Consider the following 19,098-nt stretch of genomic DNA (forward strand, 5'->3'; position numbering starts at 1 on the left):
CGGGTGCAGGGCAAGCACAGGATGGCGCGGGAATGTCGGCGGGATGCGGCAGGCTAGAGGTATGCAACCGCCCGAGCCAAGGCCCGGCGCCTCCACCGGTGCTGCGCCCACCGAGCTGCCCGCCCGGGCGCTGGACACCACGGCCGAGCACCCGTGGCCGGTTCGGCTCCTTTCGGCGAAGATCGCCGACTACGTCAACAAGATGGCCCCCGTCTGGGTCGAGGGTCAGCTGGTCCAGGTCAATGCTCACAATGCGTCCGCGAACGCCTACCTCACGCTGCGTGACACCGATGTGGACATGTCCCTGAACGTCACCATGCTCAAGCGCCTGCTCGCCGGTGCCGGCACCGCCGTCGAGGAGGGCGCGCACGTGGTGGTGCGCGGCAAACCGTCGTTCTGGGCCAAACGCGGGACGTTGAGCCTGCGAGCCACTGACATCCGCGCGATCGGCCTCGGCGAGTTGCTCGCCCGGATCGAGCACCTGAAACGGATCCTCGCCGCGGAGGGTCTGTTCGACGCCGACCGCAAGCGCGCGCTGCCGTTCCTGCCCACCCGGGTCGGGTTGATCTGCGGGCGGGACGCCAAGGCCAAGCACGACGTCATCGTCAACGCCTCCGCCCGGTGGCCGCAGGTGCAGTTCGAGGTGCGCGAGGTGGCCGTCCAGGGCACGAGCAGCGTCGGCGAGGTCAGCCGTGCGATCGCCGAGCTCGACGCTCATCGCGAGGTGGACGTCATCGTCGTGGCGCGCGGTGGCGGTTCGGTCGAGGACCTGCTGCCGTTCTCCAACGAGAGCATGGTCCGCGCGGCGGCTGCCTGCCGCACCCCGCTGGTGGCGGCCATCGGTCACGAGACCGACTGCCCGTTGCTGGACCTCGTGGCCGACTACCGCGCCTCCACCCCCACGGACGCCGCCAAGCGCATCGTGCCCGACATGGCCGCCGAGCTCAGTCGCATCGACCAGGCCCGGCACCGGATGGGAGCGGCACTGCATCGCAGGCTCGCGGTCGAATCCGACCGCCTGGCAGCACTGCGCTCGCGCCCGGTCCTTGCCCAGCCGCACGTGCTCGCCGACAGCAGAGCCGAGCAGATGGACCGGTGGCGCGACCAGGGCCGGGCGGCTTTCACCTCTCGCCTCGAGCGGGCGGCCGGTGAGGTGGCCAATCTCAGGACGGCGCTGCGCACCCTCTCCCCCGACGCCACCCTGCGACGGGGATACGCCGTGCTCCGCACCCCCACCGGAGCGGTCGTGCGCGACCCAGCCACCGTCAGCGTCGGGGACGATCTGCGTGCGCTGGTAGCCGGTGGCGAGCTCACCGTGTCGGTGCGTGGAACCGAACCCACCCGCAAGACCTCGACGTGATTGGATGACCTGCGTGAGCGCCAGTACCGACGTCCGTGACCTCAGCTACGAGCAGGCCCGTGATGAGCTCGTCGAGGTGGTGAACAAGCTCGAGAGCGGCGCCGCCTCGCTCGAGGAGTCTCTCGACCTGTGGGAACGCGGCGAGGCGCTCGCGGACCGCTGCCAGAGCTGGCTGGACGCGGCCCGCGCGAGGATCGACGCTACCCGCGGCGCATCCGCCGAGACGAGTACCGATCCCGACGACGAGAACAGCGGCGAGGACGAGGGCGAAGGCACGATGGCTGTCACGAACGAGCCAGTCGCGGCGAGCGACCCGGACGAGGAGAACTGAGATGACGCACGCCCTGGTGATCGGCGAGGCCCTCGTGGACGTGGTCCGCGCTGCCGACGGAACGGTGACCGAACACCCCGGGGGGTCACCGGCGAATGTGGCCCTCGGACTGGCACGGCTGGGACGCAACACCGAGCTCGCGACCTGGCTGGGTAAGGACGCTCGCGGTGAGCTGGTGAGCTCTCATCTCACTGCGAGCGGGGTTCGGCTGGTACCGGGCTCCGACCGGGCCGAGCGCACCCCGACCGCCGTGGCCACCTTGGCCGGGGACGGCAGTGCGACCTACGAGTTCGACCTCGCGTGGCGCGTGCCCGAGGTCGCCCTCGATGACACTGTCACGGTGCTGCACTCGGGCTCGATCGCCGGGACGCTCGCGCCCGGAGGAGCGGCCGTCGCCGAGATCGCTGCCGCAGCACGCGAGCACGCGACGATCAGCTACGACCCGAATGCCCGCCCGACCATCATGGGCAGTGCCGACGAGGCACGGCCGGTGATCGAGCATCTCGTCTCCCTCGCCGACGTCGTCAAGGTCTCGGACGAGGATGTCGCCTGGCTCTACCCGGGAGAAAGCGACATCGAGGTGATCCAGCGGTGGGTGCACGCCGGACCGTCAGTCGTCGTCCTCACTCGCGGTGGGACGGGCTCGGTCGGCGTTACTGTCACCGGAGGATCGGTCGAGGTCCCGGCTCCGCGCACCGAGGTGGTCGACACCGTCGGTGCAGGCGACTCCTACATGGCGGGCCTGCTGGACGGTCTCTGGAGTGCGAACCTGCTCGGCGCCAAGCGCCGCGACGCGCTCCGCCTGATCGAGGAGGACGCCCTGCGTGCGGCCATGACCCACGCCGCCCGGATCGCCGCGATCGTCGTCTCCCGGGCCGGCGCCAACCCACCGACCACTGCCGAGCTGACCCGTGAGGAGAACGCGTGAGCGAGCGACCCACCACACCCGCCGAAGCCTTCGCAGCCCTGACCGAGGGCAACCAGCGATTCGTCGCCGGCGAGATGGCCCACCCCAGTCAGGACGCTCAGCGACGAACTGAGCTCTCCTCCTCGCAGCACCCGTTCGCGGTCCTGTTCGGATGTTCGGATTCACGCCTGTCAGCCGAGATCATCTTCGACCGCGGCCTCGGTGACCTGTTCGTGGTCCGCACCGCCGGGCACGTCGTCGACACCACCGTGATCGGGTCGATCGAGTACGGCGTCGAGATGCTCGGCACACCGCTGGTCGTCGTACTGGGCCACGACAGCTGCGGTGCGATCGCCGCCGCTCACCAGGCACTGACAACCGGGGACCTGCCACGTAACTTCGTGCGCGCCGTCGTGGACAGGGTGATCCCGAGCCTGGTCACCGGGGCCGGCAGCGCCGACGGCGCCCGCGAGCAGTCCGAGGACCCACGCTCGGTCCGGCTTCCCGCCCCGGAGAACCTGCAGGCCGAGCACGTGCGCGCCACGGTGCGGATGCTGCACTCGTACTCGGCGACGCTCGCCGATGCAGTGGCCGAGGGTCGCTGCGCGATCGTCGGGATGGAGTACGCGCTCGGCGAGGGCACCGCACGGGTCGTCGAGGTGCTGGGCGAGATCTGAGGCAACCGCCACCGACTCGTGGCGACGGCGAGCGCGTCGGCGTGCCGTGCGCGGGCAGGGACCGCCTGCCCGCGCGGGCCAATCAGTCGCGGAACGTCTCGATCTGCGCACCCAGCTCGATCAGCCGCTCCTGCAACTGCTCGTAGCCGCGGGCGATGATGTCGACGTTGCGCAACACCGAGGTCCCCTTGGCTGCGAGCATCGCCAGCAGGATCACGACGGCGGGACGAAGCGCAGGCGGGCAGCTCACCTCGGCCCCGGACCAGCGAGTCGGACCGGTGACGTCCAGCCGGTGCGGGTCCAGCAACCGCACGTCCGCACCGAGACGGGTCAAGTCGGTCAGGTGAATCGCCCGGTTGTCGTAGACCCAGTCGTGGATGAGCGTGGTCCCCGAAGCCGTGGCCGCGATGACCGCGAAGAACGGCAGGTTGTCGATGTTCAACCCGGGGAAAGGCATCGGGTGGATCTTGTCGATCGGGGCTCGCAGCTGGCTGGGATGGACGGTCACATCGACCAGCCGGGTGCGCCCGTTGGCGGCCGCGTACTCCGGCGAGAGTGTGTAACTCAGGCCCATCTCGGCCAGCGTGGCGAGCTCGATCTCCATGAACTCGATCGGCACCCGGGCCACGGTGATCTCCGAGTCCGTCACGATCCCGGCGGTCAGCAGGCTCATCGCCTCGACCGGGTCCTCTCCCGGGGAGTACTCCACGTCGGTGTCGATATCGCGCACACCGTGGACCCGCAGGGTCGTGGTGCCGATGCCCTCGATCCGCACACCCAGCAGTTCGAGGTAGAAGCACAGGTCCTGCACCATGTAGTTCGGGCTGGCGTTGCGGATCGTGGTCACACCTGGGTGGCGGGCCGCGGCCATCAGGGCGTTCTCGGTGACGGTATCGCCGCGTTCGGTGAGGATGACGGTGGGACCGTCACCGCGGTCGGTGCTGATGCTACTGACGGTGGCCTCGTAGTTCCCGGCCGTGGCCACGACGTCCAGCCCGAATGGTCGCAGCGCGATCATGTGCGGTTCCACGGTGCGGGTGCCGAGGTCGCAGCCACCGGCATAGGGCAACTCGAACGACTGCTCCCTCCCCAGCAGCGGGCCGAGGAACATGATGATGCTACGGGTACGACGAGCCGCATCGGCGTCGATCGAGCTCAGGTCGAGCTCAGCCGGGGGCACGATCTCGAGATCCTTGCCGTCCGCCGACCAGGTGGCGCGGACACCGATCGAGCGCAGCACGTCGACGATCCGATCGACCTCGACGATCCGGGCCACTGATCGCAGCGTGGTGCGGCCACGGTTGAGCAGCGAGGCACACAGCAGCGCGACCGCCCCGTTCTTGGACGACTTCACCGTGATCGTGCCCGAGAGCCGTTGCCCGCCGGTCACGCGCAGATGAGAGGCACGCGGGGTGCCGATGGACAACAGATCAGCGTCAAGGGCGGCGTTGATCCGCGAGAGCAGCTCAACCGACAGGTTCTGGCTGCCCTGCTCGATGCGGGCAATGGCACTCTGGCTGGTGCCGAGACGTTCGGCGAGCTGAGTCTGGGTCAGCCCCCGATTCTGTCGCGCCCCCCGGATCAGCGTGCCGATCTCCGTGAGTGAGGTCTGGGTCTCGTCGATCACCGTCATACGGCCCACGTTATCTCGGATCTGAGATATCGTCAGGCGCTTGAGACCATAATCACGAAATCTTCACGATCACTCACCCAGCCAGAGCATAGTCCGGCCCACCTCAGCCATGAACTGAGGCGGGCCGGCGCAGGCGAGCAAGGGACGCCGTCGTGGGCTGGTCAGGCCCCTTCGAGCATCTCGGTGACGAGCGCGGCCACCGGCGAACGCTCCGACCGGGTGAGCGTGACGTGCGCGAACAGCGGGTGCCCCTTGAGCGATTCGATGACCGCCGCGACGCCATCGTGGCGCCCCACGCGCAGGTTGTCGCGCTGGGCGACGTCGTGGGTGAGGACCACCCGCGAACTCTGCCCGATCCGGGAGAGAACGGTCAGCAGCACGTTGCGCTCCAGCGACTGCGCCTCGTCCACGATCACGAAGGCGTCATGCAGCGAGCGCCCGCGAATGTGGGTCAGCGGCAGCACCTCGAGCATGCCGCGATCCATCACCTCATCCACCACGTCGGAGGAGACCACCGCGCCGAGCGTGTCGAAGACCGCCTGCGCCCACGGGTTCATCTTCTCGGACTCGTTCCCAGGCAGATAACCCAGATCCTGCCCGCCCACCGCGTAAAGCGGCCGGAAGACCATCACCTTGCGGTGCTCGCGCCGCTCCAGCACCGCCTCCAACCCGGCACTGAGGGCGAGCGCGGACTTCCCCGTTCCCGCTCGCCCACCAAGGGAGACGATGCCGATGTCGGAGTCGAGCAGCAGGTCGATAGCGATCCGCTGCTCGGCACTGCGACCGTGCATCCCGAACACATCGCGATCCCCGCGCACGAGGCGGATCTGCTTGTCCGGGGTGATCCGCCCCAGGGCGGACCCGCGTTGGGAGTGCAGCACCAGACCGGTGTGGCAGGGCAGGTCGCGCAACGGCTCCGACGCCACAACATCGGCCACCGCGAGCGTCTCCTCGGCGAAGAGGCGATTCATCTCCTCCTCCGAGAGCGACCCTTCAGCCATCCCTCGGAACCCGGAGTCGACGGCCAGCTGGGCCCGGTACTCCTCGGCACGCATCCCGACGGCAGACGCCTTGACCCGCATGGGCAGGTCCTTGGAGACCACCACCACCGAGACGCCCTCGGCACGCAGGTTCGCCGCGACGGAGAGGATGCGGGTGTCGTTGTCACCGAGCCGCATCCCGGACGGGAGGATCTCCGGGTCGGAGTGGTTGAGCTCGACCCGGATGGTCCCGCCCGCCTCACCGACCGGGACGGGCCGGTCGAGATAGCCGTGGGTCTGGCGCAGGTCGTCGAGGTGCCGCAGGGCACTGCGGGCGAAGTACCCGAGCTCGGGGTGGTGGCGCTTTCCTTCCAGTTCGGTGACCACGACGATCGGCAGGACCACGTCGTGCTCCGCGAAGCGGTAGATCGCCCGCGGATCCGACAGCAGCACGGACGTATCGAGCACATAGGTGATGCGCTCACCGTCCGGCGAGGGACCGGCAACCGGCAACGGTGCGGCCTGTCCCTCACCACCCTCCGGCACATCGGGGACCGGGGTGTCGAACGTGAGGGACTCTCGGCTCACGGCTAGCTCCTCCAGCAGGGCCTGCCCTGCCGCTCACGCGACCAGGACAGGATCGGGGTGAGAGCGGGAGGCGCCACATGAGCGCGGGCGGCCGGTGGCTCCACCTGCGGACTCGTCTGCGTCATGGGCTGGCCTTCCGGCGAACGACCGGGATGTCGTCCGGTAGCCCCAACCTACGACGGCGTTCGAGCGGTTTCGTCGATCGGCGCGCCGCGTTGGTACATCCGGGGCAAGAGTTCACGTGCCCGTTACCGCGCACTCATCCCGCCCCTCCCCACCTGCCACGACCGCTGAGTTGTTCGACGTCTGGCGCCGCGAACGCCGAGCACGTCAGCGTTCGCTGGAGTGACGAGGAGGGCTCACCGGCCCATCCGCCGCTCCCGGCCGGCATAGGCACGCAGCGCACGCAGGAAGTCGACCCGTCGGAAGTCCGGCCAGAACGCCTCGCAGAAGTAGAACTCGCTCTGCTCGCTCTGCCACAGCAGGAAGCCACCGAGGCGTTGCTCGCCGGAGGTGCGGATCACCAGATCCGGATCCGGCTGACCCTTGGTGTAGAGATGCCCCGCGATCGCCTCCGGAGTGATCACCTCGTCCAGGTCGTCCAACCCGCGACCGGAGTCCTGCAACTCGGTGATCAAGGAGCGCACGGCCCCCGCGATCTCGTCCCGCCCGCCATAGCCGACGGCGATGTTGACATGCAGCCCGGCCACATCGCTGGTCAGCGACTCGGCCGCCCGCAACCGCTGCGCGATCTCCTCGGGCAGCAGATCCAGCTCTCCGACGAGCTGCAGGCGCCACCTGCGCGCGGCCGCGAGCCCCGCCACCGTGCTCGCGATGATCTCGAGCAGATCGGTGACCTCACGAGTGTCGCGGTGCAGGTTCTTGGTGGAGAGCATCCACAGCGTGACGACCGGGATCTCGACGTCCTCGCACCACCGGAGCAGGTCGGCGATCCGGTCCGCCCCGGCCTGGTGGCCCTGCGCCGGCTCGAGTCCGGCCGAGCGTGCCCACCGGCGGTTGCCGTCGAGCATCACACCGACGTGGTGCGGCAACCGGGCGCCGTCGAGGGAGCGCGTGAGCCGCCGCTCGTACAGCCCGTACAGAAATGCGGGTGGACGCATCGTGTGGTGACCTCCTTCGCGTCACAGCATGGCGGGTCCATCCGCACCGGCCAACTCTCACGTGTGCGTCCACACCGTACCTTCACAGGATCGCTCGCATACCTACGCTTACGTAACCTACGATGGCGTAGGAAGCGCATCCGGTCCGGAGGCGACCCCTCACACCAGGAGCACCCATGGCACCTCACCGCACGGCTCCGGCCGAGGCCCCTGCCCAGGAGACAGCGGTCAGCAAACCTCGCCTGCGGGGGTGGATCCACGCGGTCATGACGCCCGTCGCCTTGATCGTCGGCCTCGTCCTGGTGATCGGCTCCGAGACCACGACGGCGGCCCTCACCACCGCCGTCTTCGCCCTGACCACGGTGGTGCTGTTCGGCACGAGCGCCGTCTACCACCGGGGCACGTGGTCGCCGGCGGTGCACGCCGTCCTGCGGCGGATGGATCACTCGAACATCTTCTTGGTGATCGCGGGCACGTATACGCCGCTGGCAGCACTGTTGCTGCCGGAGGCCACGGCGCGCATCCTGCTGATCGTGGTCTGGGCCGGTGCGCTGGCCGGGCTCCTCGCCCGCGTGTTCTGGATGAACGCCCCGCGCTGGTTCTACGTGCCCGTCTACATCGCCCTCGGCTGGGTGGCGATCTGGTTCCTGCCGCAGTTCTGGACCGGAGGCAGTCCCGCGATCGCCAGCCTGGTGATCGCAGGCGGCCTCGGCTACACCCTCGGAGCTCTCGCCTACGGTCTCAAGCGCCCCAACCCGAACCCCGAGTGGTTCGGCTTCCACGAGATCTTCCACGCCGGCACGGTGGTGGGGTACGGCTGCCACGCGGCGGCCATCGCGTTGGCCGTATTCGCGCTCTGACTCTGCCCGCATCGACACGGATGCGTGGAGCCGCGCATCATGGTGCACGCCTCCACGCATCCGTGTCAGGTGCGTCACAGGGTGGGCACCCGCGGCCCGCAGATCCGCGGGCCGCTAGGGTGGGGCCATTCGCGAACGAGAGGACCGCCATGGCTCACGACTTCGACGCACCCGTCGGTGACCTTCTCCGCGTGGATGAGGGCTTCGACCTGCGAACTTTCGACCGCCGGAGTACCCCGGGCTGGGAGCACGGGAAGAAGGCCGCCGAAGAAGCACTCGCCGAGCGCGGTGAGCGCTTGTCCGAGCTGCAGGAGCGGCTGTTCGCAGAAGGTCGAGGCGGCGGTACCCGGTCGGTGCTGCTCGTACTGCAGGGCCTGGACACGGCCGGCAAGGGCGGCATCGTCCGGCACGCGATCGGCATGGTCGACCCGCAGGGCGTGGATCTGGCCTCCTTCGGTGTGCCCACCGCGGAGGAGCAGAAGCACCACCATCTGTGGCGGGTGCGCCGCGCCCTGCCCCGCCCGGGTCAGATCGGCGTCTTCGATCGCTCGCACTACGAGCAGGTGCTCGTGGTGAAGGTGGAGGAGCTCGAACCGCTGGAGCTGCAGGACAAGCGGTACGAGGAGCTGGTGCGCTTCGACCGCAAGACGGTCGAGTCCGACACGATCGTCATCAAGGTTGCACTCATGGTCTCCCACGAGGAGCAGGGCGAACGTCTGATGGAGCGGCTCGACCGGCCGGACAAGCACTGGAAGTACAACGAAGCCGACCTGACGACGCGAGACAAGTGGTACGACTACCAGGCCGCGTACCAGGAGATGTTCGACCGCACCTCCATCGACGAGGCGCCCTGGCACATCGTCCCGGCCGACCGCAAGTGGTATGCGCGACTGGCGGTCACCGAACTACTGCTCGAGGCACTGGAATCGATGGACCTCACCTGGCCCGAGGCCGATTTCGACATCACGGCTCAGCGCGAACTGCTAGCCGAGACCATCCGCGCTGACGGCGAGGACACCGGCAAGGACAGCGAGAAGTCCGGGAAGAAGAAGGACTCGACGAAGTCCGGCAAGAAGAAGTCCGGCAAGAAGAAGTCGAAGAAGAAGTAGCCGCCGCTGGTCAGGCCGACCCGGGCATCCGGATCATGGGCGAGCGGACACCACGACCCGCCCGCACCGTTGGCTCACGCGCGAGGAACGACTGCGTACTTGCGGTGTGCGAGACTCGGTACCTGGTCGCGGACGCGGGCGAGGAGTTCGGGGTCGAGATCGGCGACGATCACGCCGTCGGGCGCGCTCTCGTCACCGGCCCGGGCGATCGGGCGGCCCACCGGGTCCACCACCTGGCTGTGGCCGCTGCGACCACGACCGTCCTGGCTCGCGAGGAGCACATAGGCCGTGTTCTCGATCGCACGGGCACGCACCAGCACCTCCAGCTGGTCCGCCTTGCCCGGGCCGTCCGCCCAGGCCGCCCCGACGGCGAACACCTGCGCTCCGGCGTCGGCGAGCAGTCGGAAGGACTCGGGGAACCGCAGGTCGTAGCAGGTGGCGATTCCGACGCTCATGCCATCGACCTCGACCACGGCAGCCTGGCCGGGAGCGCCAGGGTCGAGCACCTCGGACTCCCTCACGCCAAACGCATCGAAAAGGTGCACCTTCTCGTACCGGCCGGACACTGCGCCGTCGGGGCCGTACACGAGGGTGACGTTCACACACCGCCCCTCCTGCGACGAAGGTTCCAACGCGCCGACGATCACCGTCACGTGCCGCTCGGCCGCCACCTGCGAGATCGCCTCGTGGAACTCTCCTCCGGGGTCCTCGCCGAGATCTGCCCTCAGGCGCCGAGACCATCCGGAGGTGTACTCGGGCAGCACGATCAAGCGCGCCCCGGCCTCGGCCGCCGCCCGCACCCGCGCGAGCGCCGCCCGGGTGTTCTGGCCGCGATCGTCATCGGCGCTCAGCTGCACGACGGCAACCCTCATGGGGTTCCACCCTCCCGGGGAGGCTCATCCGGGGAGGAGGGGGCGCCGTCGATGGGCTCCTCTCCTTCTTGGGGATCTTCCTGCGCCTGCCGGTCGGCTTCGGCCTGCTCGGCGGCACGCGCCTGGATCCGCCGCATGTGCACGGTGAACGAGCGGGCGATCAGGATGATCACGAGGGCGAGGGCGAGCAGCGCCCAGAAGGCCCCGACGCCGGGGCTCACCAGGGTGGGATCGACCCCCTCGGCCAGCGGTACGCCGGTCATGGGCGCAACCCCGCGAAGAGGTCGTCCTCGGGCGTGGAGGTCGGCACCCGCGAGTGCACCAGCTCGTACTCTTCGATCGGCCACACCTCCCGCTCCAGATCACGGGGGACGGCGAAGAAGAACCCGTCCGGATCGATCTGGGTGGCGTGCGCGAGCAACGCACGGTCACGGCGATCGAAATAGTCGGCGCAGTGGATACGGGTGGTGACCTTCTCAGCACGATCGTCGCGGTCCCAGCGATCCATCCACTCGGCGAACGGCGACTCCAGGCCCTGCTCGACCATGGCCTCGTGCACCGCGTGAATCCTCGCCCGCGAGAAACCGTGGTCGTAGTACAGCTTGGAGACCTCCCACGGCTGGCCCGCCTGCGGGAACCTCTCCGGGTCGGCGGCAGCGTCGAAGGCTGCCATCGACACCCTGTGGGTCATGATGTGGTCCGGATGCGGGTAGCCGCCGTTCTCGTTGTACGTGGTCATCACGTGCGGGCGGAACTCGCGCACCACGCGCACGAGCGCCTCGGCCGCTTCGTCCACCGGCACCAGCGCGAAGGCATCCTCCGGGAGTGGGGGCAACGGATCGCCCTCCGGCAGCCCGGAGTCGACGAACCCGAGCCATAGCTGGCGGACGCCCAGCGCCTGCGCGGCTGCGGCCATCTCCCGGCGCCGGTAGCCGGTCATGTCCCGCTGCACCTCGGGGTCGTCCTGCAGGCGGGGGTTGAGGATGTCGCCCCGCTCGCCACCGGTGCAGGTGACCACGAGCACCTCGACGCCCTCGTGGGCATAGCGAGCCATCGTGGCGGCGCCCTTGCTCGACTCGTCGTCCGGATGAGCGTGGACGGCCATCAGCCGCAAGTTCTCGCCAGACACAGCTGGATCCTCCGGGGGAGAGATGATGGACAATGGTCACATCTCGCCGCGACGGCGAGACGTGATGACCTCTAGTCTAAGGACGAACGCGTGCCGCCAGCACCGCCCCGGCCCGAAGCCGATGCGCGCCCTGGTCACGACCGCGACCGATCTGCCGCGGCCGACACGGCGGACCTGATGGCCCAGCGATACGGGCAGCGTCCGGGCGATGCCGCACGCCGGCGTCGCTGGACCTGGGTGCTAGCCGCGATCTGCGCAGTCCTGGGCCTGGCCGCGTTGGCCATGGTGTCGGTCCAGTTCTTCGAACCGACTGTCACCTCACAGGACGTCGGATTCGAGGTCGTCGACGCCCAGACGGTCCGGGTGACCTTCGACGTCTCCCGCCCGGTCGGCCGCGAGGCCCAGTGCACGCTGGAGGCCCTGCACACCGGATTCGGGCAGGTGGGACTCCTCGAAGTTCCGGTACCGGCCAGCACCGAACACACGACCAGGATGAGCGCGGAGATCGCGACCACCGAGCTGGCGACCACAGGCATCGTGCGGGAGTGCCGGCTCCTCGACTGAGCCGCTTCGACGGTTCACACCCAGCAGCGACTCACCGCGCCCGGAATCGCACGTTCTGGCCCGAACGCGCTATCATTACTGTTTCCCGCCGCCCCGGTGCGGCCGCACATAGGCTAGCCAGCCCGGGGGCCGGAACTCCCGCACACCCACATCGCGGTGTGATGCGGTCGAGCACCGGCCAACGCAGATTGAAGGAGGAACCGTGTCCGAGACCACATGGCTGACCAAGGACGCATTCGAACGTCTTCAGGCGGAGTACGACCACCTCATCAGTGTCGGCCGGGCCGAGATCGCAGACCGCATCGAGGCCGCGCGCGACGAGGGGGACCTGAAGGAGAACGGGGGCTACCACGCCGCTCGCGAGGAGCAGGCCAAGCAGGAGGCGCGCATCCGTCAGCTCGACGACCTGCTGCGCAACGCCGAGGTCGGCGAGGCACCTGCCGATGATGGCGTGGTCGAACCCGGCATGGTGGTCACGGCGAAGGTTGCCGGCGACGAGATGGTCTTCCTGCTCGGTTCCCGCGAGGTAGCCGGGGACACCGATCTGGACGTGTACTCCTCCGGCTCCCCGCTCGGATCGGCGATCCTCGGCAAGAAGGTCGGGGAGAAGGCCTCCTACGAGGCACCCAACGGCAAGACCATCGCCGTGGAGATCGTGAAGGCGAAGCCCTTCTCCGGCTGACGCCCCCGACTCCCCTGGTGCCCGTCCGATCGCTGAGATCGGGCGGGCACTGTCGTTCCCGGTAGCGCCAGGACGGCGGAGCTCAGCCTCGCGGGAACTGCGCCATCGCAGCACCCACCTCAGCTATCCGGCGCGCTCTGCGTGCCGGGATCCTGGACCTCAGCGTTGCGGCGCGGCTTGCGGCGCCGCCGTGGTTCGAGCGGTGCCGGTTCGGGCCGCCCCGCGAGGAAGCTGACGACAGTGTTGCTGACCGCGATGACCGGAACGGCAAAGAGCGCACCGACCACTCCCCCGATGATGGTGCCGGTGGCCACCCCGAGCAGCACAGCAACGGGATGCAGCTTGAGGGCGCGGCTCATGAGGATCGGCTGCAGCAGGTGAGACTCTGCCTGCTGCACGAGCAGCACCACACCGAGCATCGCCAGCGCGATCCACGGCCCTTGGTCGACCATGGCCACCGCGACGGCGATCGATCCGGTCACGATCGCACCGACGATCGGGATGAATGACCCGACGAACACCAGCACCCCGAGCGGTAGCGCGAGCGGGACACCGAGGATCCACGCGCCGAGCCCGATACCGACGCCGTCGATGAAGGCGACCAGGAGCTGAGTGCGGGCGTAGACACTGAGGCTCACCCAGCCCCTCTGGCCCGCACCATCGACACGCTCCCGCGTGGAGCGCGGGAACAACAGCACCACCCAGTTCCAGACGAGGCGACCTTCCTTGAGGAAGAAGAAGAGGCAGAAGATCGCGATCAGAGCACCGGCCACGACGTGCCCGACCGAGGTGCCCACCGAGAGCGCACCGCTGAAGATCTGCTGAGCGTTCGCCTCGAGCTGGCCCTGGATCTGTGCGATGTAGCTGTCCAGTTCCTCGGTGGACAGCTGCAACGGACCGGTGTTCAGCCATCCCAAGAACTCCTGGATCCCCTCCCAGGCAGTGTCCGCGAGGTCCCGGATGCCGGAAGCGATCGAGGCACCCGCCAGAGTCAGCAGGCCACCGAGCACGAGGATCGTCGCCAGGAGGGTGCCGACCGTCGCAAGCGTGCGCGGGATCCCGCGTCGATCGAGCCAGTTGACCAGAGGCGAGAGCAGTGAGGAGACGAGGACGGCCACCAGCACCGGGACGACGACCGTCTTGATCTGCGCCAGGGCGATGACAGCCACCGCGATCGCGAGAACGATGATGACGAATCGCCAGGACCACGCCGCAGCTGCCCGGATTGGGCGAGTCACGGGGGACGTCGGGTCAGCGTCCGGATGGGCCTGGGGCTGAGGCTCGTGAGTGTGCGACATGTGCGCTGCTATCCCCTCCTCGGCGATGCCGTCAGGGTACCTCGCGCACTACGGGTCGCACGGGCAACCCGCGTGCCGATCCGGCACTCTCGCCATGGCGCTCCCCTGGCGGGGGGTCAGACGCGCCCAAGGGCGGTCGGGACGGGCCGCTCGACCACCCCCGGCCGGCCCGCCGCCGAGACAGCTCGATGAGCCATCTGCACCAGGCGGGATTGCGCCTGTTCGCGCATCCGGGCAGTCAGCTCCCGAGCCGGCCGGCCACCGTCGGCGACCAGTTCAGCCAGCCCGTCGGCGAGACGTTCGGCGGCGTCGTGGGCTTCGATCTCCACCACCCGTTCAGGCGCGCCGAGATCGCCGAACATCACGCCCTTGATCGTCTCCGTGGGCTGACGCAGGTACAACGAGGGGGTGCCAACCGCAGTCGCCAGGATCGGCGAGTGGCAGTCCATCGAGAGCACTGCGGCGGCCTGCCGGTACACGGCGGTCGCCGTCGGGAGGTCCCAGTACTCGGCCAGCACCCGCACCCGTGGCGCCACGTCACTGGGAAGGATCCGCGGGAAGTGTTCCGCGGCGAGCTGCACCGCATAGCTCATCTCGGGTCCGATGAGCACGTCCTGCCCGGTGCGGCGCACCCAGGAGGTGATCGCCGAGGCCAGTACGGCCATGTCCTGCTCGTCATGTGCAGCATTGACGGCGACCTTATAGTGATCCAGCTGCTCGGGCACGCGATTGTAGATGCGGTGGTAGGGCGCATACCGCGAGCGCGGTACCGCGACGAGGAATCCGGGGCGCACGTCGAGCTCGGCGATCAGCGCCGCCGCTGCACCATCGTCCGACAGGTCGTAGGCGAACGTCGCGTCGGGCCCCCACTCCAGGCATGGTGCGCCCGTGCCCTGACCGGCAAGGTAGTCACGACTGAGGGAATCGCGGCAGTACAGGAACGCCGCACCGGCGAACAGTTCACGGTCCCGCTCGTACATGTAGTCGCCGGGCAGCGCCTCGATCTGCGCACGCGCCTGCGCCAAGGTGCTCGGGGTGAGCAGGCCGAACGGGTCATAGGTGATGCCGAAGACTCCGTAGGGGCGCCCGGTGCGCTGCCACCGGTACATGTCCCGGCCCGCCACTAATCCGCTGCCGGAGCCGTGCACGAGCAGATCTGCCTCCTCCCACGCCCGGGCGAGCTCAGGCGTACTGGCCACGTCGTGCTCATCGAACCGTCCCTCGACGATCTCCAACCAGGGCTGACGCTCGGCGAACATCGCACGTTCACGATCGTTCAGGCGCATCGCCCACAGCGTGATCCTCGCCTCCGGGTCAGCCTCGTGCAGCACCGCCGCCGCCCCTGGCGAGTGCGCAACGTCACCGATGTTCACGGTCGCCCAGGATGAACGCAGCAGGATTCGGCGGGCAGGGGCAGCGGTGGTGGTCACGGAAGGTTCTCCAGGATTCGGGTCGTTGGGGCGGACGTCAGGACGAGGTGGGCACGTGCGTGGTCGAGACGCGCACGCCCCTGCTGCTGTGCAGCCGGGCGAGTACGACAGCTCCGGCATCTGGATCTTCGGTACGCACCCGACGGCGCACGCTCTCGCCCGGGGCGAGTAGCTGGTGCTGCGTGCCGCCAGGACCGGCGATGCGCAGATCCACGGCAGTCGGCTCGAGGTTCACGGCGTGCACGTCCACGTACCGCCCGCTCGGATCGTCGACGACGGTGCCGGTCGTGGCCACAGCAACGTCACCGGAGACGGTCGTCATGTCGACGGTGGTCAGCTCCAGCGTGATCGTGCCGGGATGATCGATCCAGCACCGGGTGACGTTGTGGGTGCCCGCGGGGAAGTACCACTTCGAGGTCGACTCCAACCGCACCGGCAACGACGTTCCCCAGGAGAACAGGAAGCGGTGCGTGCCGCGGGTCACCGCCATCCAGGTGGCGGTGGTGGAGATCGTGGCCTGACCAGCACTCCAGTGAGTGCCGTCGGAGAGCTCGACCTCATCCTCGGCCAACAGCAGCAACGGAATGCGTTCTTGAGCAGCACTGCTCGCGGTCACGCTCCGCTCGATGCCGTTCTGGTGGTGGACGACGTCGGTACTGACCATGCCGTCGGCGCTGACGGACCGTGCGGTGAAGGTGCCCGTGACGGCGGACAGGTCGCCTGCCGTCAGCGGTGCGCCGCTGGCATCAGGGCCGGCATAGTAGGTGACGGTGGAGTCCGTCAGAGCGCTGTCCAGATCCGCCCCCTGAGGCCCTGCTCCCGGGATGACGGTGGTCCACCAGGAGTCGAAGTATCCGTTCAAGGAGCAGACGATCGTTCCTGCCTCAGGATGCCAATAGAGGCCGGTGCCGGTCCGTGCACGCCCCTCGATCTCGCCTTCGACAGCAGCCGTGTAGTAGCCGGGACGGCGCACAAAGAGCAGGTCCTGGTCGAGCGTGCCTGCCCGATGCTCGGTGAAGGTGCTCTCGGCGAGTGGGCGCATGGCGGCGATCTGGGCGAGCCGGGACGTGCCGGAGACGTTCTCCGGCGCCTCGGGGACGTGCATCCACAGCCGTGGCGACGTCTTTCCCTTGGCGAGCGGGGCCACCGGATCGGGGTTGGATGCCCACTGGGTGCGCTTCTGATGCTTCTTACCCGAACTGACGTGCAGGGCCGCGAGCATGGGCACCTCCGGCACGAACACGCGCGAGAGTGCGGATCGATCATCGGCGTCCTCTGGAGTGTCGTCCCGTGAGACCCCGAAATTACGGGCAGAAGCGGCGGAGAGGGTAGCGAACGCAGTGGTACCGGGCTCTCGGAGGAGGACGTACTGGGCGAAGTCCATCCAGTCCTCGACCATCTGTACCAGCGTCGGGTTGCCGGTGATGAGGTACAGATCAGCGAGGTCAGGCAGCATCACGGTGGCGTTGTAGGCCAGGTCGAAGCCGACCGGATCATGGAAGTACCCGGCGGGCGCTCGGCCTTCGTCGGCGAGTAGCTCGATCCGGTCGTCCAGGTCAGCGGCGATAGCAGTGTCACCGAGAACCGCAGCCGTGTGCCCCACTCCTGCCAGGGCCGCCGCGATCTGGTTGGTGTACCGGATCGGCAGTTGCCAGTGGAAGGTCGTGGTGTCGAGCAGGTAGGCGCACGCGGCGCGCAGCGCAGACTCGATCTCGGGCAACCGCGCGGTCAGCACGCCTTCGCGATCGAGGTCAGCATAGGCACTGGCCAGAGCCACGGCACCGAACCCGGTGGCCGCCAGGCTGTTGGCCTGGTAGTCGACCGGGAAGGCGCCGTTCGCCCCCTGCAGACCGAGGTAGTAGCCGATCGCGGCATCCAAGCGTCCGGCCAGATTCGCATCGAGGTAGTACGGGTTCCAGGAGCGGTCGTTGGTCAGGAACCAGGCCAGGGTCGCGACATGCTCCATGATGCGGGAGTTGTTCTCGACATTCGGCGTGCGCCACCAGCCGTCTTCCATCCACCCGTACGTGGCCGGATCGTCGTCGACCACACTGTTCGCAAGCGGCGCGAGGATCATCAGATAGCCGGCGAAGACCTGCTCCTCGGGCGCAAAGAGTGAGCGGTCCGGCAGGCCCGCGGGAAGGGGCGCCACCAGTGGCAGCACCGTTCCCGCCGAGGTGGCATGAGCAGGGCCGGCCGCGATCGGTCCGGAGAGGATCGCCGTTGCGCTGAGCGCACCCACCCCGAGCATGGTCCGGCGGGTCAGGGGCGGCAGCGTGTGGTGCGGGCTCGTCTCAGTCATCGTGCAGTGCTCCTTCTGTGCGTAGGTGCGTCTTTGCTCCTGTGAGATGGAACGTTGCATCATGTGACGGCAGCCTGTCAAGCGGCAGGTGACCGGCAGGGGCGCCGCAGCGCGCATCAGAGCGCGCGCGTCAAGGTGCGAACGTCAGGGCGACGCGGCGGTCGATCCACGCACAATCACGCGGGGCGCCGGGTCATCGACCACCTCGTCCACCCGCGCGCCGCCATCGATCATCGCGGCCAGGGCGGACTGCCCGGCATAACCGAGCTCGTAGAAGGGCATCTTCAGCGTGGTCAGCGCCGGCCGGGTGAAGTCAGCCGCCTCGATATCGTGGTAGCCGATCACGGACAGCTCTTCGGGCACGCGGATGCCCGCATCGGCAGCGGCGCCGAGCACACCGGTGGCGGTCGTGGAGTTGGACACGAGCATGGCCGTCGGGCGCTGCGCACCCCCGAGGAGCGACAGCGCCGCTTCGTAGCCATCCTTCGGCGCGAAACCGACAGGACAGATCCACTCCTCGCGCACATCGTGGCCGGCGTTGGCCAGCGCCTCCCGGAACCCGACACGGCGCTCGTCGTCGGCGAAGTAGCCGGTGGTGCCGCCGACGAAGGCGATCCGTTCGTGACCCAGGCCAATCAGATAGTCCGTCGCCACACGAGCACCTCGACGGTGGTTGAGCTGCACGCCGCCGCGGTCCGCGGCAGTCGTCCCGTGGTCGAGCTGGACCACCGAGTACTGGCGCTTCGCGCTCTTCATGTCCACCTCGAACGTGTGCGGAGATCGGAGCAGCAGTCCGTCCACCCGCCCCTCCCCGACGAGCTTTCGCAGCAGGTTCGACTCAGGCAGGATCCGATTCGCCTCGGTCAGGATGAGCACATACCCAGTCGCCTCGGCGGCGTCCTGAATACCGCGGAGCATCTCGGCGTACACCGGGATCCCGAGCTGTGGAATCACACCCGCGACCAGACCGGACTTGGCCAACCGCAATGACCGTGCCGCATGATTGGGCACGTACTGCATCTCGTCCACGATCCGCAGCACCCGCTCACGGACGGCGGTGCTGGTGCGCACATGTTTGCTGCCGTTCAGCACCGCAGAGACCACCGAGACGGAGACACCGGCCCGCTCGGCCACATCGCGCAAGGTGGTCATGAGAGGGGATGCTAACACCCGGCCGGTTTCGTCATCTCCGCAGGTGAGGGCACGATGCAACCTTCAATCTCGCGACGACGCGAGCGACATTCAACCACCGGTC

General features: G+C 68.5%; 18 protein-coding genes. 8 read left to right on the top strand and 10 right to left on the bottom strand.

Going from position 1 to position 19,098, the window contains the following annotated elements; translation table 11 throughout:
• Positions 1–61: 61 nt before the first annotated feature.
• From xseA to IM660_RS14675, 4 genes are read left to right on the top strand one after another with little or no spacing between them, the layout of a single operon-like run.
• On the top strand, positions 62–1,360 hold the full coding sequence (gene xseA / locus IM660_RS14660) for an exodeoxyribonuclease VII large subunit (protein WP_210768997.1): 1,299 nt from the start codon (positions 62–64) through the stop codon (positions 1,358–1,360).
• A gap of 4 nt (positions 1,361–1,364) precedes the next feature.
• Positions 1,365–1,691, top strand: a complete 327-nt coding sequence (locus IM660_RS14665; protein ID WP_193496591.1) for an exodeoxyribonuclease VII small subunit — start codon at positions 1,365–1,367, stop codon at positions 1,689–1,691.
• A gap of 1 nt (position 1,692) precedes the next feature.
• Positions 1,693–2,619: a carbohydrate kinase family protein gene (locus tag IM660_RS14670; protein ID WP_193496592.1), complete on the top strand. Its 927-nt coding sequence runs from the start codon at positions 1,693–1,695 to the stop codon at positions 2,617–2,619.
• Positions 2,616–3,275, top strand: coding sequence for a carbonic anhydrase (locus IM660_RS14675; RefSeq protein ID WP_246464969.1), 660 nt, complete (start codon positions 2,616–2,618; stop codon positions 3,273–3,275). The genes IM660_RS14670 and IM660_RS14675 overlap by 4 nt, the downstream gene beginning before the upstream one ends.
• Before the next feature lie 82 nt (positions 3,276–3,357).
• On the opposite strand, the gene IM660_RS14680 is transcribed toward IM660_RS14675, so the two are convergent.
• From IM660_RS14680 to IM660_RS14690, 3 genes are all read right to left on the bottom strand, one after another.
• Positions 3,358–4,908 (bottom strand): UDP-N-acetylglucosamine 1-carboxyvinyltransferase, encoded by a 1,551-nt coding sequence (locus tag IM660_RS14680; protein ID WP_193496593.1) that lies wholly within the window; start codon positions 4,906–4,908, stop codon positions 3,358–3,360.
• A gap of 161 nt (positions 4,909–5,069) precedes the next feature.
• Positions 5,070–6,401, bottom strand: a complete 1,332-nt coding sequence (gene phoH2 / locus IM660_RS14685; RefSeq protein WP_246465324.1) for an RNA 5'-3' helicase PhoH2 — start codon at positions 6,399–6,401, stop codon at positions 5,070–5,072.
• Positions 6,402–6,835: 434 nt separating this feature from the next.
• Positions 6,836–7,597, bottom strand: coding sequence for an isoprenyl transferase (locus tag IM660_RS14690; RefSeq protein ID WP_193496594.1), 762 nt, complete (start codon positions 7,595–7,597; stop codon positions 6,836–6,838).
• A gap of 176 nt (positions 7,598–7,773) precedes the next feature.
• Between IM660_RS14690 and trhA the strand changes: the two genes are divergently transcribed.
• Positions 7,774–8,457, top strand: a complete 684-nt coding sequence (gene trhA / locus IM660_RS14695) for a PAQR family membrane homeostasis protein TrhA (protein ID WP_193496595.1) — start codon at positions 7,774–7,776, stop codon at positions 8,455–8,457.
• 149 nt (positions 8,458–8,606) lie between these two features.
• Complete coding sequence (locus tag IM660_RS14700; protein WP_193496596.1) at positions 8,607–9,566, top strand: PPK2 family polyphosphate kinase; 960 nt, start codon at positions 8,607–8,609, stop codon at positions 9,564–9,566.
• Positions 9,567–9,640: 74 nt separating this feature from the next.
• Here the strand turns inward: IM660_RS14700 and IM660_RS14705 are convergent, their stop codons facing one another.
• Genes IM660_RS14705 through mca form a run of 3 tightly spaced genes read right to left on the bottom strand, consistent with a single transcriptional unit; the run spans position 9,641 to position 11,543 of the window.
• Complete coding sequence (locus IM660_RS14705; RefSeq protein WP_193496597.1) at positions 9,641–10,438, bottom strand: nitrilase-related carbon-nitrogen hydrolase; 798 nt, start codon at positions 10,436–10,438, stop codon at positions 9,641–9,643.
• The gene (locus tag IM660_RS14710) at positions 10,435–10,701 is read right to left on the bottom strand and encodes a hypothetical protein (RefSeq protein ID WP_193496598.1); all 267 of its coding nucleotides are present in this window, start codon (positions 10,699–10,701) and stop codon (positions 10,435–10,437) included. Before IM660_RS14710 ends, IM660_RS14705 begins: the two co-directional genes overlap by 4 nt.
• On the bottom strand, positions 10,698–11,543 hold the full coding sequence (mca, locus tag IM660_RS14715; protein WP_193499439.1) for a mycothiol conjugate amidase Mca: 846 nt from the start codon (positions 11,541–11,543) through the stop codon (positions 10,698–10,700). Before mca ends, IM660_RS14710 begins: the two co-directional genes overlap by 4 nt.
• Positions 11,544–11,657: 114 nt before the next feature.
• Here mca and IM660_RS14720 point away from each other — a divergent pair, with 114 nt between their 5' ends.
• Both IM660_RS14720 and greA read left to right on the top strand, forming a co-directional pair.
• Positions 11,658–12,131: a DUF4307 domain-containing protein gene (locus tag IM660_RS14720; RefSeq protein WP_193496599.1), complete on the top strand. Its 474-nt coding sequence runs from the start codon at positions 11,658–11,660 to the stop codon at positions 12,129–12,131.
• Positions 12,132–12,333: 202 nt separating this feature from the next.
• Positions 12,334–12,813, top strand: a complete 480-nt coding sequence (greA, locus tag IM660_RS14725; protein ID WP_193496600.1) for a transcription elongation factor GreA — start codon at positions 12,334–12,336, stop codon at positions 12,811–12,813.
• Positions 12,814–12,932: 119 nt separating this feature from the next.
• On the opposite strand, the gene IM660_RS14730 is transcribed toward greA, so the two are convergent.
• The 4 genes from IM660_RS14730 to IM660_RS14745 form a co-directional block, all read right to left on the bottom strand.
• The gene (locus IM660_RS14730; protein ID WP_193496601.1) at positions 12,933–14,051 is read right to left on the bottom strand and encodes an AI-2E family transporter; all 1,119 of its coding nucleotides are present in this window, start codon (positions 14,049–14,051) and stop codon (positions 12,933–12,935) included.
• Between the two features lie 176 nt (positions 14,052–14,227).
• Positions 14,228–15,541: a polysaccharide pyruvyl transferase family protein gene (locus IM660_RS14735; protein ID WP_193496602.1), complete on the bottom strand. Its 1,314-nt coding sequence runs from the start codon at positions 15,539–15,541 to the stop codon at positions 14,228–14,230.
• 37 nt (positions 15,542–15,578) lie between these two features.
• On the bottom strand, positions 15,579–17,843 hold the full coding sequence (locus IM660_RS14740; protein WP_193496603.1) for a hypothetical protein: 2,265 nt from the start codon (positions 17,841–17,843) through the stop codon (positions 15,579–15,581).
• 144 nt (positions 17,844–17,987) lie between these two features.
• A complete protein-coding gene (locus IM660_RS14745) occupies positions 17,988–18,995 on the bottom strand; it encodes a LacI family DNA-binding transcriptional regulator (RefSeq protein WP_193496604.1) in 1,008 nt (335 codons plus the stop codon).
• Between the last annotated feature and the right edge of the window lie 103 nt (positions 18,996–19,098).

Origin of the sequence: Ruania alkalisoli (assembly GCF_014960965.1) — a bacterium.
GTDB classification, from domain to species: domain Bacteria; phylum Actinomycetota; class Actinomycetes; order Actinomycetales; family Beutenbergiaceae; genus Ruania; species Ruania alkalisoli.

What these genes read in the sequence shown, in the direction of transcription:
- IM660_RS14670 (WP_193496592.1), top strand. Translation starts at nt 1,693, where the DNA reads ATGACGCACGCCCTGGTGATCGGCGAGGCCCTCGTGGACGTGGTCCGC.
- mca (WP_193499439.1), bottom strand. Translation starts at nt 11,543, where the DNA reads ATGGCCGTCCACGCTCATCCGGACGACGAGTCGAGCAAGGGCGCCGCC.
- IM660_RS14705 (WP_193496597.1), bottom strand. Translation starts at nt 10,438, where the DNA reads ATGAGGGTTGCCGTCGTGCAGCTGAGCGCCGATGACGATCGCGGCCAG.
- xseA (WP_210768997.1), top strand. Translation starts at nt 62, where the DNA reads ATGCAACCGCCCGAGCCAAGGCCCGGCGCCTCCACCGGTGCTGCGCCC.
- IM660_RS14740 (WP_193496603.1), bottom strand. Translation starts at nt 17,843, where the DNA reads ATGACTGAGACGAGCCCGCACCACACGCTGCCGCCCCTGACCCGCCGG.
- IM660_RS14665 (WP_193496591.1), top strand. Translation starts at nt 1,365, where the DNA reads ATGACCTGCGTGAGCGCCAGTACCGACGTCCGTGACCTCAGCTACGAG.
- IM660_RS14680 (WP_193496593.1), bottom strand. Translation starts at nt 4,908, where the DNA reads ATGACGGTGATCGACGAGACCCAGACCTCACTCACGGAGATCGGCACG.
- IM660_RS14690 (WP_193496594.1), bottom strand. Translation starts at nt 7,597, where the DNA reads ATGCGTCCACCCGCATTTCTGTACGGGCTGTACGAGCGGCGGCTCACG.
- IM660_RS14710 (WP_193496598.1), bottom strand. Translation starts at nt 10,701, where the DNA reads ATGACCGGCGTACCGCTGGCCGAGGGGGTCGATCCCACCCTGGTGAGC.
- trhA (WP_193496595.1), top strand. Translation starts at nt 7,774, where the DNA reads ATGGCACCTCACCGCACGGCTCCGGCCGAGGCCCCTGCCCAGGAGACA.
- IM660_RS14700 (WP_193496596.1), top strand. Translation starts at nt 8,607, where the DNA reads ATGGCTCACGACTTCGACGCACCCGTCGGTGACCTTCTCCGCGTGGAT.
- IM660_RS14745 (WP_193496604.1), bottom strand. Translation starts at nt 18,995, where the DNA reads ATGACCACCTTGCGCGATGTGGCCGAGCGGGCCGGTGTCTCCGTCTCG.